This is a genomic window from Martinezella lusitana, from assembly GCF_900094565.1.
Classification (GTDB): Bacteria; Pseudomonadota; Alphaproteobacteria; order Rhizobiales; family Rhizobiaceae; genus Rhizobium; species Rhizobium lusitanum.
This window is the reverse complement of sequence record NZ_FMAF01000005.1, coordinates 464,695-477,178: the sequence shown is the minus strand read 5'-3', so window position 1 is coordinate 477,178 and position 12,484 is coordinate 464,695. Positions and strand designations below refer to the sequence as shown.

Sequence of the window (12,484 nt, the reverse complement as noted above, 5' to 3'; positions counted from 1 at the left end):
CCGCGGAGCTGCATCTGGAGAATTGCGGAGATAGTTTCTAAAAATATGAAACAAAAACAGTTATTTATGGAAAAACCCTTGAAGAGATTTCAGTTGAATGAACCCTGTACAGATCGCGTATTCAACAGGAAATACTTACTCATAGGTTGTATATTCAACTATCTTCAAAAAAATCACGAGTTGGCGGTTGCGCGGCGAAAATGATTCGACTAGGTTTTTCCGGCAACGTTTCAGTGAGGGAGGAGAACTCATGAATATCCGTTTGATGGCGACTGCGCTTGCTGCGTCGGTCGTGTTGCCGCTGGGGGTAGCCAACGCGACAGATTTGGAAGTAACCCATTGGTGGACGTCCGGCGGCGAAGCTGCCGCGGTGGCCGAGCTGGCAAAGGCGTTCGACGCCACCGGCAATCATTGGGTTGATGGTGCGATTGCCGGCTCCGGCGGTACTGCGCGTCCGATCATGGTCAGCCGCATCACAGGTGGCGATCCGATGGGCGCCACCCAGTTCAACCACGGCCGCCAGGCCGAGGAGCTTGTGCAGGCCGGCCTCATGCGCGACCTGACCGATGTCGCCACCAAGGAGCACTGGAAGGATGTCATACGCCCGTCCAGCCTGCTCGATTCCTGCACGATCGACGGCAAGATCTATTGCGCCCCGGTCAATATCCACTCCTGGCAATGGCTCTGGCTCTCGAACGCAGCCTTCAAGAAGGCCGGCGTCGAGGTTCCGAAGAACTGGGATGAGTTCGTTGCCGCTGGTCCGGCACTGGAGAAGGCCGGTATCGTTCCGCTCGCCTTGGGTGGTCAGCCGTGGCAGGCCGCGGGTGCCTTCGACGTGTTGATGGTCGCCATCGCCGGCAAGGATACCTTCCAGAAGGTATTCGGAGACAAGGATAAGGAAGTCGCTGCCGGACCGGAAATCGCAAAGGTCTTCAAGGCTGCCGACGATGCCCGCAAGCTCTCCAAGGGCTCCAACGTCCAGGATTGGAACCAGGCCACGAACCTCGTGATCACCGGCAAGGCCGGCGGTCAGATCATGGGCGACTGGGCGCAGGGCGAGTTCGCGCTGGCGGGCCAGAAGGCCGGCACGGATTATACTTGCCTTCCTGGCCTCGGCGTCAATGAAGTCATCTCGACAGGGGGCGATGCATTCTACTTCCCGCTGCTGAAGGACGATGCCAAATCCAAGGCTCAGGAAGTGCTGGCCAAGACACTGCTCGATCCGAAGACGCAGGTCGCCTTCAACCTGAAGAAGGGCTCGTTGCCCGTTCGTGGTGACGTGGATCTCGCGCAAGCCAACGACTGCATGAAGAAGGGCCTCGAGATCCTGAAGAAGGGTAACGTGATCGAGGGTACGGACCAGCTTCTTTCCGCCGATACCCAGAAGCAGAAGGAGGACCTGTTCTCCGAGTTCTTCGCAAATCCTGCGATGACGCCGGAAGCAGCACAGAAGCGCTTCGTAGACATCATCGCCGCGGCCGATTGACCTCTACCTTCTCGCTGTAGTGATACCGGCTTCGCGTAGCGGGCCGGTATCACGGCCGGGACACATAGCGTGATCCGGTTTGCCACAGCGGCCCTCACGGACGACGGATCCGCATCTATGTGGCGGTTGCCGAGAGTGAGGGGAAGCGCAGGAACCGTGGTCAAACCCAGTTTCTGATCGTCGAAGCAGTTGCGATGCAGAAGGAGCTACAATGACGGGTCAAGCGAAAGCCGGCCGGCCAAATCAATATCTGCGCAATCTGAACTCGAAGATTGCATCCATTCCTATGATCCTGACGGCTGTCGTCATCTTCCTTGGCGGCTCAATCTGGACAGTGGTTTATTCTTTCACCAGTTCAAAGCTGCTGCCTCGCCTCAGCTTTGTGGGGCTGGATCAGTATCATCGCCTGTGGGCGGCGCCACGGTGGATTATGTCCATCGAGAATCTTGCGATTTATGGTGTGCTGTCCATGATCTTCAGTCTCGTCATCGGCTTCGTGCTGGCGGCGTTGATGGACCAGAAGATCAGGTTCGAAAACACCTTCCGCACGATTTTCCTCTATCCTTTCGCCCTCTCTTTCATCGTCACCGGTCTGGTCTGGCAGTGGCTTCTCAATCCTGAATTCGGCATCCAGTCGGTGGTGCGTTCGCTCGGCTGGACGAGTTTCACCTTCGATCCGCTCTATACGCCGAGCATCGTTATCTATGGCGTGCTGATCGCCGCACTCTGGCAGGGAACGGGTCTTGTAATGTGCCTCATGCTCGCCGGCCTGCGCGGCATCGATGAGGACATATGGAAAGCCTCCCGCGTAGATGGGATTCCTATGTGGAGGACCTATCTGTTCGTTGTCATTCCGATGATGCGGCCCGTTTTCATTACGACGCTGGTCATTATCGCCAGCGGCATTGTCAAGGTCTACGACCTCGTCGTCGCGCAAACCAGCGGCGGCCCTGGCATCTCGTCCGAAGTCCCGGCCAAATATGTCTATGACTACATGTTCCAGGCGCAGAACCTCGGTCAGGGATTTGCAGCCTCCACCATGATGCTGGTGACCGTTGCGATCATCATTATCCCCTGGGCCTACCTGGAATTCGGCGGAGGGCGCAAGCGTGGCTGATTCTGTTACTCTCAAGAATGCGAATGGCAGCGAGGCCGCGAGCGGCAAGACCTTCTCCGGACCGAACGGCCGCAAGCCGCGCCCGGCGCTCTCTGGCCGCAACATCATGCTTTACGGCACGCTCTTCGTTGCCGCAGTCTATTACCTGCTGCCGCTCTATGTGATGATTGTCACCTCGCTGAAAGGAATGCCGGAAATCCGGCTTGGCAATATCTTCTCGCCGCCGCTCGAGATCACATTCGAACCATGGGTGAAAGCCTGGGCGACGGCCTGCACCGGTCTCAATTGCGACGGCCTTTCCCGTGGCTTCTGGAATTCGGTTCGCATCACCGTACCGTCCACGATCCTCTCGATCGCGATCGCTTCGGTGAACGGTTATGCGCTTGCCAACTGGCGCTTCAAGGGGGCGGATCTCTTTTTCTCCATCCTCGTCGTCGGCGCGTTCATTCCCTATCAGGTGATGATCTATCCGATCGTCATCGTGCTGCGCGAAATCGGTATCTATGGCACGCTCAGCGGACTTATCCTGGTGCACAGCATCTTCGGTATGCCGATCCTGACGCTTCTGTTCCGTAATTATTTCGCATCGCTGCCGGTGGAGCTCTTCAAGGCTGCGCGCATCGACGGCGCGGGTTTCTGGCAGATTTTCCTGCGCATCATGCTGCCCATGTCGCTGCCGATCTTCGTCGTCGCAATGATCCTGCAGATCACGGGAATTTGGAACGACTTCCTGTTCGGCGTCGTCTTCACCCGGCCGGAATATTATCCGATGACCGTGCAGCTCAACAATATCGTCAATTCTGTCCAGGGCGTGAAGGAATACAACGTCAACATGGCGGCAACGATCCTGACGGGTCTCGTTCCGCTGGTCGTCTATTTCGTCTCCGGACGGCTTTTCGTCCGGGGCATCGCCGCCGGCGCAGTGAAGGGGTGATCCATGACCAGCAGCGTTTCCATCAAAGACCTTTCGCTGAATTTTGGCGCCGTCAACGTCCTGAAAACTCTCAACCTCGAGATCAATGACGGCGAATTCCTGGTGCTCCTCGGCTCGTCGGGCTGTGGCAAGTCGACTTTGCTCAATTGCATTGCCGGTCTGCTGGATATCAGCGAAGGCCAGATCTTCATCAAGGGCAAGAACGTCACCTGGGAAGAGCCCAAGGACCGCGGCATCGGCATGGTGTTCCAGTCCTACGCGCTCTATCCGCAGATGTCGGTCGAAAAGAACCTGTCCTTCGGTCTGCGTGTGGCCAAGGTGCCGAACGACGAGATCAAGAAGCGCATCGCGCGTGCGGCCGAGATCCTGCAGATCGAGCCGCTCTTGAAGCGCAAGCCGGCAGAGCTTTCGGGCGGCCAGCGCCAGCGCGTGGCGATCGGCCGCGCACTGGTGCGCGATGTCGACGTCTTCCTCTTCGACGAGCCCTTGTCGAACCTCGATGCGAAGCTACGTTCTGAGCTGCGTGTGGAAATCAAGCGGCTGCACCAGTCGCTGAAGAACACGATGATCTACGTCACGCACGACCAGATCGAGGCACTGACGCTCGCCGACCGCATCGCCATCATGAAGAACGGCGTCATCATGCAGCTCGACGATCCCACAACGATCTATAACGAGCCACGCAATCTCTTCGTCGCCGGCTTCATCGGATCGCCTTCGATGAACTTCCTGAAGGGCGAATTGGTGAACCGCGAAGGCAAGGTCGTGTTTGCCACCAACGACGTGCTATTCTCGCTCGATGGCTACAGGGCCGGTGAGGCATTGCAGGCCGGGCGCAAGGTCGTACTCGGCGTACGTCCCGAGCACATCAAGGTCAACGAGGAATTGGCGCCGGGCGCGGAGGCGCACAATGCCACCGTCGATATCGAAGAGCCGATGGGGGCTGACAATCTGCTTTGGCTGAAGCATGCCGGCCATACCATGTCGGTGCGCGTCAACGGTGCCAGGCGTTTTAGCCCCGGTACGGGCGTGAAGCTTGGCTTTGACATGTCTGTCGCATCGCTCTTTGATGCGCAGACAGAACTCAGAATATGATCATATGCATGGGGGCGGCCTTGCCGCCTCCTTTTTACAGCGGTCCGGGGAGGTCCGATGTCATCTTCGATCAACGATAATTTTGCCATCGATCTGGCTGGCTCGTGGAAGCTCACGTCTCCCGGCAGCGATCATTCTCTTTTCATGTCTCTGCCCGGTGATGTCCATGCCGCGCTCAATGCGGAAGGCCTCATCCCCGATCCCTATTTCGGCCGGAACGAGGAGGTCGTGCAGTGGGTCGCCAAGCAGGATTGGGAACTGAGACGCAGCTTCACTCTCGATGACACTGGTGGCGACTGGTATCTCGATATCGACTATCTCGACACCGTCGCAAGTGTCTATGTCAATGACGCGTTGGTGCTCGAAGCCGATAATTGCTTCCAGCGCTATCGCCCCGATGTCTCGAAGGTATTGAAGGCGGGCGAGAACAACATTCGCATCGTCCTGCATTCGAGCATCAAAGAGGGGGCGGAGCTGCAGGCGAAGCAGCCCTTCTACATCCCATACAGCACAAACAATTCGCCGATCCCGAACGGCAACATGCTGCGCAAGCCGCAATGCCATTTCGGCTGGGACTGGAACATCGCGATTGCGCCGCTCGGCCTTTACGGCACGATCGCGCTGAAGAAGCTCGAAATCGCCCGCATCGAGAACGTCGTCACCCAACAGATCCACAATGACGACGGTTCCGTCGATCTGAAGGTGACGGTGGCGCTGTTTGCCAAGGGAACGGGCGTTGCGCAGCTTTATTTCGAACTGGATGACGAGTGGGTGCGCCTCGATGTCGGCGTCAATGCCGGGGAAACCTCGATCACCCATCTCTTCCATGTCGACAAGCCGAAGCTTTGGTGGCCAGCCGGCAATGGTGAGCAGACGCTTTATGCTCTGTCGGTAGAGACGAATTTCGAGACCGTCACGCGGCAGATCGGCCTGCGGACGGTCGAGCTCATCACCGACGAGGACGAGGCCGGCAGCCGTTTTGCGCTGAAGGTGAACGGCCGCGAGATCTTTGCTCGCGGGGCCAACTGGATTCCGGCCGACGCGCTGTTTTCGCGCTCCAAGCCGGAGCTGACCGAGGATCTGCTGCAATCGGCCGCTGCGGCCAACATGAACATCATCCGCGTCTGGGGCGGCGGCTTCTACGAGCACGACTGGTTCTACGATATTTGCGACCGGCTCGGGTTGATGGTGTGGCAGGACTTCATGTTCGCCTGCAATCTCTATCCCTCGACCGGCGATTTCCTGGAGAACGTCGAAGCCGAAGTGGATTATCAGGTTCGTCGGTTGGCGACGCATCCCTCGATCGTCCTCTGGTGCGGCGACAACGAACTGGTGGGCGCACTTACCTGGTTCGAGGAATCTCGTAAGGATCGCGATCGCTACCTCGTTTCCTATGATCGCCTGAACCGGACGATCGAGCGGGCGATGAAGAAGGCCGCGCCGGATGCGATCTGGTGGCCGTCGAGCCCGGCGTCCGGCTATCTGAACTTCGGCGATGCCTGGCATGCCGATGGCTCCGGCGACATGCATTACTGGTCGGTCTGGCACGAGAACAAGTCGTTCGACAATTATCGCACCGTTCGTCCGCGCTTCTGCTCGGAATTCGGCTTCCAGTCCTACACCTCGATGCCTGTCATTAAGACCTATGCCGAGGCGAAGGATATGAACATCGCATCCCCGGTGATGGAGCTGCACCAGAAGAATGCCGGCGGCAACGAGCGCATCGCCGGCACGATGTTCCGCTATTTCCGCTTCCCGAAGGATTTTCCGAACTTCGTCTATCTGAGCCAGGTCCAGCAGGGCCTCGCGATCAAGACGGCGGTGGAATATTGGCGATCGCTGAAGCCGCATTGCATGGGCACGATCTACTGGCAGCTCAACGACACCTGGCCAGTGGCTTCGTGGTCGAGCCTGGATTACGGCGGCCGATGGAAGGTGATGCACTATCTGGTGCGACGCTTCTTCCAGCCGGTATCGGTCGCGGCGATCCCGTCGGAGGATAACAAGACGATCCGCTTCTCGCTGGTCAACGATACCAATGCGGATGTGACCGCGGATATTTCGGTTTCGCTGCTCAGGCTTGATGGCGAGCGTGTGCCGTTGACGACGGCGCATGCGGTCTGCACGCCGGATGCGGCGGTGGTCGCGCTGTCGATCGATGCGGATCAGGTTCCTGCCGATTGCCTGCTGGCGTGGCGTTTCACCGCATCGAACGGCATGGGCGGTGAGGGGCACTATGTCCACGGCACCTATAAGGCTCTGGAGCTTCAGCCCGCGGGCCTGACGGTGCTGAGGGAGGAGAAGGAGGAAAACGGTACGGTGGAGCTCACCGTCACCGCAAAGGGACTTGCGCTGTTCGTGATGATCGAGAGCGAGACTGAGGGGCGCTACTCTGACAACGCCTTCGATCTTGCCGCCGGCGAAAGCCGCCGCATCGTCTTTACGCCAGCCAAGCCATTGGCAGGCGGCGAGCCTGCATTCCGTATCTACGATCTGCAATCCAGCCAATCGGTGGATTGAGCTATTCCGCCGCAGCGGCGGCGATTTCGGGCTACAAGCTCATGACGGACGGCCACGAGGCCATGGAGGACTAGCGATGACGAAACTTGGATTTCAGCTTTATAGCGCCCGCAATTTCCAGCCCTATTCCGAGATTTTAGTAAAGCTCGGCAAGGCCGGCTATGCGGAGGTCGAGGGCTTCGGCGGCATCTATGCCGACCTCGACGAGGCGGGCCTGAAGAGCCTGCGCGCCGAACTCGACAAGAACGGCCTGACGATGGCAAGCGGCCATTTCAGCCCGGATTTCCTTGATGGCCAGGTCCAGAAGTCGCTGACGATCGGCAAGATCCTTGGCATGGACTCGATCTATGCCCCGCATCTGGCCGCCGATCAACGCCCGACGAACGCAGCCGGCTGGCTTGCTTTCGGCAAGCGCCTGCAAGAGATGAGCAAGCCTTACAAGGATGCAGGCTTCGAATTCGGCTGGCACAATCATGATTTCGAGTTCGTCAAGCAGGCCGACGGCTCTCTACCGATCGAGCAGATCTTCGAAGGCGCTCCGGATATTTCCTGGGAAGCCGATATCGCCTGGGTCATCCGCGGCGGCGGCGATCCCTTCGCCTGGATCGAAAAGCTCGGTTCGCGCATCACGGCCGTCCACGTCAAGGACATCGCGCCGGCAGGCGAAAACAAGAATGAAGACGGCTGGGCCGACCTTGGATATGGTACGGTTCCCTGGGCCAAGCTGATCAAGACGCTGGCCGGCACCAAGACCAAGCATTACGTTATCGAACATGACAATCCGAGCGACGTCGATCGCCTGATCACGCGCTCCATCGCATCCTTCAAGAGCTTTTGAGGCATTTCCACATGGCTAAGGAACTTGGCGTCGGCATCATCGGATGCGGCAACATCTCAACGACTTATTTCAAGCTCGCGCCGCTCTTCAAGGGGCTCAATGTGCTGGCTTGCGCCGATATCAACATGGACGCGGCGCGCTTGCGCGCCGAGGAATACAAGGTCAAGGCCCAGACCATCGACGAACTGCTCGCCAATGACGAGCTCGACGTCATCGTCAACCTGACCATCCCGGACGCGCATTTTTCGGTTTCGAAGCGCATTCTCGAGGCGGGAAAGCATGTCTACTCCGAAAAGCCGCTGGTGCTGACTCTGGAGCAGGGCGAAGAACTGCGGCGTATCGCCAAGGAGAAGGGGCTGGCCGTCGGCTGCGCCCCCGACACTTTCCTTGGCGGTGCACATCAGCTGGCGCGCAAATTCATCGATGACGGCGGCGTCGGCCGCATCACCTCGGGCTCCTGCCATGTCATGAGCCCAGGCATGGAAATGTGGCATCCGAACCCGGACTTCTTCTTCCTGCCGGGGGGCGGCCCGATCCTCGACCTTGGTCCCTATTATATCGCCAATCTGATCAACCTGATCGGACCGGTGAAGCGTGTCGGTGCCATGACGTCCATGGCATCGCCGACCCGCACAATCACCAGCGAGCCGCGCAACGGCGAAATCATTCCGGTGAAGACGCCGACGACGATCCAGGCGCTTCTGGAATTCGTCAGCGGTGCGACGATCACGCTGACGGCGAGTTGGGATGTCTGGTCGCATCGCCATGCCAATATGGAACTCTACGGCACCGAGGGTTCGCTCTACGTGCCCGACCCGAACTTCTTCGGTGGTACGGTGGAAGCCAGCGGCCGCGACAAGGACATCAAGCCGCTCGAGAACTGGGCGCATCCCTTCGGCATAGCCAACCAGGAAAGCCCGAGCGGCCCGCGCGCCAACTACCGCACGGCCGGTCTTGCCGACATGGCGGCATCGCTGATCGACGGGCGCGATGCGCGTTGCTCGCTCGACCGCACGTTGCATGGCGTCGACGTCATGACGTCGATCCTGAAGTCGGGTGCGGAAAACCGCTTCATCGATCTGACCACGACCTGCACGCAGCCGGCGGCACTCGGCATCGAAGAGGCGCAAGCGCTCTTGAAGTAAGCATAGGAAAAGCTAGTTTGCGCGCGGGGCAACCCGCGCGCTTTTCATCTCAAAGGAATAGTTATCATGGCTTGGCAACCGGCATCCGACCGCTATGCGAAAATGAAATACAACAGGGTTGGCCGCTCCGGTCTGAAGCTGCCGGCGATTTCGCTGGGACTCTGGCACAATTTCGGTGGTGACACGCCACATGACCGCAAGATCGATATGTGCCGCACGGCTTTCGATCTCGGCATCACCCATTTCGATCTCGCCAACAATTACGGTCCGCCTCCCGGCAGTGCCGAGACTGCCTTCGGCGAGATCCTGCGCTCCGAATTCGCCGGCTTGCGTGATGAGCTCATTATATCGTCCAAGGCAGGCTACGACATGTGGCCGGGTCCTTACGGAGAATGGGGCAGCCGCAAATACCTGATCGCCTCTTGCGACCAGAGCCTGAAGCGCATGGGGCTCGACTATGTCGACATCTTCTATTCACACCGCTTCGACCCTGATACGCCGCTCGAAGAAACCTGCGCCGCGCTCGATCATATCGTCCGTTCGGGCAGGGCGCTCTATGTCGGCATTTCCTCTTACAACTCGCAGCGTACGCGCGAGGCTGCCGCTATCCTTAAGGAACTCGGCACGCCATGTCTGATCCACCAGCCGAGCTACTCCATGCTCAATCGCTGGGTCGAGGATGACGGTCTGGTGGATACGCTTGATGAGCTCGGCATCGGCTCCATCGTCTTTTCGCCGCTTGCCCAGGGCATGCTGACGACGAAATATCTGGGCGGCATTCCGGAGGACAGCCGCGCCGCGCAGAACCACTTCCTGAAGCGGGATTTCATTCGTCCGTCGATCATCGACAATATCCGCAAACTCAACGAGATCGCCGAGAAGCGCGGCCAGACGCTGGCGCAGATGGCGATTGCCTGGGTTCTGCGCGGCGGCCGTATCACCTCGGCATTGATCGGCGCCAGCCGTTCGTCGCAAATCGTCGATTGCGTCAAGGCACTCGACAATCTCGACTTCACGGCCGAAGAGCTGAAGGAGATCGATGTCTACGCCCGTGAGGCCGACGTCAATCTCTGGGCCAAGTCGGCCGAGCGCGACTGATAAGCTTGAGACGCCCGGAACCAGATTCCGGGCGTTTTGCTTTGTCCGGGTGGAGCGGACATGCAGGTGGTCGGTCATTGTATCCATTGCCGTCCGAACGGCGCATATTAAGGTGTTCTCTGGAGGAGATGTTCCATGATCCGCAACCCGATCCTGCCGGGCTTCAATCCCGATCCGTCCATCTGCCGCGTCGGTGAGGACTACTATATCGCCACATCGACATTCGAATGGTATCCGGGCGTGCAGATCCATCATTCGCGCGATCTGGTGAACTGGACCTTGGTGCGCCGGCCACTCGAGCGTGCATCACAGCTCGACATGCGCGGCGAGCCCGATAGCTGCGGCATTTGGGCGCCGTGCCTTTCCTATGCGGATGGCTTGTTCTGGCTCGTCTATACCGACGTCAAGCGCTACGACGGCAACTTCAAGGACGCGCATAATTATATCGTGACCGCGCCGACCATCGAAGGCGAATGGTCCGAGCCGTCCTACGTCAATTCCTCCGGCTTCGACCCATCGCTGTTTCATGATGACGACGGACGCAAGTGGTTCGTCAACATGCAGTGGAACCACCGAACGGAGAGCTACGGCGGCTCGCCGAAGACGCCGGCCTTCGACGGCATTCTCCTGCAGGAGTGGGATGCGGCGGCGAAGTGCCTCAAGGGGCCGATCAGGAATATCTTCTCGGGCACCGATCTTGGCCTGGTCGAAGGACCGCATCTCTTCAAGCGCGATGGCTGGTATTATCTGACCACTGCCGAAGGCGGCACCGGCTATGATCACGCCGTGACCATGGCGCGTTCGCGCAATCTCGAGGGCCCCTATGAACTGCATCCGAACAAATATCTGATCACGTCCAAGGATCATCCGGAGGCTGCGCTGCAGCGGGCGGGACATGGCCAGTATGTCGAGACGCATGACGGTCGGTTCTACCACACGCATCTATGCGGCCGGCCATTGCCGCCGCATCGCCGTTGCACGCTCGGCCGCGAAACCGGCCTGCAGAAATGCGTTTGGAAGGACGACGGCTGGCTTTACCTGGAAAACGGCACCAGCGTGCCAGATGTCGAGGTGCCTGGCCTGAATGGCGCCGAGCGCATCGAGAAGCCCCGCCGCAGCGGCTATAATTTTGACGAGCGCACATTGCCCATGGATTTCCAGTGGCTTCGCACCCCAAAGCCGGAGCGGATCTTCAGTCTGACGGAGCGATCAGGCCATCTCAGGCTTTTCGCCCGCGAGAGCATCGGCTCCTGGTTCGAGCAGGCTCTCGTCGCCCGCCGGCAGGAACATCACAGCTTCCGCGCCGAGACGGTCGTCGAATTCGAGCCGGATACCTATCAGCAGGTCGCCGGTCTGACGCATTACTACAATCGCTTCAAGCTGCATGCGATTGCCGTGACCCTGCATGAAAAGCTCGGGCGCTGCGTCACCATCATGACCTGCCCCGGCGACTATCCGAACGGCCGTTTGAGCTTTCCGATCGATGCCGGCGTCGCCGTGCCCGACGGGCGGATCCAGCTTGCCATGGAGGTGCGCGACAACGACCTTCAGTTCTTCTGGCAGGCGGAAGGCATGGGGGCGTGGCAGGCCATCGGTCCCGTCCTCGATGCCGGTGTTATTTCGGATGAGGGCGGTCGCGGTGAACATGGCTCGTTCACCGGCGCGTTTGCCGGCATGTTCGCCTTCGACACGTCGGGCCGGGCGAAGACGGCGGATTTCGACTGGTTCAATTATGATGAGCTATGAAGTCGTTAGCGGCTTGTGACGGTGTTTGAGGAAATTCACACAAGCTAATCATTTTCATTACGAAATTGTAATCCAACCGTCAGATTTGCTTCATGTCCGGCGGGATAGGTTCGTGCGCAGATTCTGAAACGAGGAAACAACCAATGAGAAAAATCTTCACCGTCCTTCTTGCGGCGTCGGTCCTGGCGATGCCGCTGGCTGCGACAGCGCAAGTCAAGCCAGCGCCGACCGGCAAACAGGTCGTCGTTCAGAAGGAAGTGGTGAAGAAGAAGGTGATCGTCCGCAAGGGCGGCTGGGTCAAAGGTCGTCGTCTGTCCGCTTCCGATCGACGTCGTGCGACTGAGATCGACTATCGTGCTCTTCGTCTGACGTCGCCGCCGCGCGGTTATCATTGGGTTCGCATCAATAACAGCATCCTGCTTGTCGGGATTACGAGCGGGCTGATTTCGAAGGTGCATGACGCCCGATAGGTTTCGACTGGACCTTGGCGACGAGAAAAGGCGAC

Annotated in this window: 10 protein-coding genes; all 10 read left to right on the top strand. The window is 58.9% G+C overall.

The window, feature by feature from the left end; all coding sequences use genetic code 11:
- Nucleotides 1–250 precede the first annotated feature (250 nt).
- The 10 genes from GA0061101_RS14515 to GA0061101_RS14470 all read left to right on the top strand — a co-directional run bounded on the left by GA0061101_RS14515 (nt 251) and on the right by GA0061101_RS14470 (nt 12,449).
- Nucleotides 251–1,486, top strand: a complete 1,236-nt coding sequence (locus GA0061101_RS14515; RefSeq protein ID WP_037202417.1) for an ABC transporter substrate-binding protein — start codon at nt 251–253, stop codon at nt 1,484–1,486.
- Nucleotides 1,487–1,697: 211 nt separating this feature from the next.
- Complete coding sequence (locus GA0061101_RS14510; RefSeq protein ID WP_037202416.1) at nt 1,698–2,603, top strand: carbohydrate ABC transporter permease; 906 nt, start codon at nt 1,698–1,700, stop codon at nt 2,601–2,603.
- Nucleotides 2,596–3,537, top strand: a complete 942-nt coding sequence (locus GA0061101_RS14505; RefSeq protein ID WP_037202415.1) for a carbohydrate ABC transporter permease — start codon at nt 2,596–2,598, stop codon at nt 3,535–3,537. Before GA0061101_RS14510 ends, GA0061101_RS14505 begins: the two co-directional genes overlap by 8 nt.
- A 3-nt stretch (nt 3,538–3,540) precedes the next feature.
- Nucleotides 3,541–4,632 carry an ABC transporter ATP-binding protein gene (locus tag GA0061101_RS14500; protein ID WP_037202413.1) on the top strand — a complete coding sequence of 364 codons (1,092 nt, stop codon included), beginning with the start codon at nt 3,541–3,543 and terminating at the stop codon, nt 4,630–4,632.
- A 57-nt stretch (nt 4,633–4,689) separates the two neighbouring features.
- Nucleotides 4,690–7,152: a beta-mannosidase gene (locus GA0061101_RS14495; protein ID WP_037202412.1), complete on the top strand. Its 2,463-nt coding sequence runs from the start codon at nt 4,690–4,692 to the stop codon at nt 7,150–7,152.
- A 76-nt stretch (nt 7,153–7,228) separates the two neighbouring features.
- Nucleotides 7,229–7,990: a sugar phosphate isomerase/epimerase family protein gene (locus tag GA0061101_RS14490; protein WP_037202411.1), complete on the top strand. Its 762-nt coding sequence runs from the start codon at nt 7,229–7,231 to the stop codon at nt 7,988–7,990.
- 11 nt (nt 7,991–8,001) lie between these two features.
- A complete protein-coding gene (locus GA0061101_RS14485; RefSeq protein ID WP_037202409.1) occupies nt 8,002–9,135 on the top strand; it encodes a Gfo/Idh/MocA family protein in 1,134 nt (377 codons plus the stop codon).
- A gap of 66 nt (nt 9,136–9,201) precedes the next feature.
- Nucleotides 9,202–10,233 carry an L-glyceraldehyde 3-phosphate reductase gene (mgrA, locus tag GA0061101_RS14480; protein WP_037202408.1) on the top strand — a complete coding sequence of 344 codons (1,032 nt, stop codon included), beginning with the start codon at nt 9,202–9,204 and terminating at the stop codon, nt 10,231–10,233.
- Nucleotides 10,234–10,368: 135 nt separating this feature from the next.
- Complete coding sequence (locus GA0061101_RS14475; protein WP_092573811.1) at nt 10,369–11,979, top strand: glycoside hydrolase family 43 protein; 1,611 nt, start codon at nt 10,369–10,371, stop codon at nt 11,977–11,979.
- 143 nt (nt 11,980–12,122) lie between these two features.
- Entirely contained in the window at nt 12,123–12,449 is a 327-nt protein-coding gene (locus tag GA0061101_RS14470) for an RcnB family protein (protein WP_092573810.1), read from the top strand.
- Nucleotides 12,450–12,484 lie beyond the last annotated feature (35 nt).